A 252-nucleotide genomic window follows, 5' to 3' on the forward strand; every position below is an offset into this window, starting at 1 on the left:
AGCAAATTTTGATCCATCAATTGGTTGGCATGATTTACAATGGATTCGAGATTTTTGGAAGGGGAAAATGATTCTGAAAGGTATCCTTGATCCAGAGGATGCACGAGAAGCGATACAATTTGGTGCTGATGGTATTGTTGTTTCTAATCATGGTGGACGCCAACTTGATGGTGTCTTATCAACAGTACGTGCATTGCCAGCAATTGCAGAGGCTGTAAAGAGTGATCTGACTATTTTAGTGGATTCTGGTGT

At 40.9% G+C, this 252-nt stretch carries 1 protein-coding gene; it reads left to right on the plus strand.

Features of this window, described 5'->3' with window-relative positions; translation table 11 throughout:
- Positions 1-252, plus strand: a 252-nt coding sequence (locus ACFINZ_RS11800; RefSeq protein ID WP_375701624.1) for an alpha-hydroxy-acid oxidizing protein, incomplete at both ends; no start/stop codon positions are given.

The organism is Bartonella sp. AA81SXKL, from assembly GCF_042196945.1.
Classification (GTDB): Bacteria; Pseudomonadota; Alphaproteobacteria; order Rhizobiales; family Rhizobiaceae; genus Bartonella.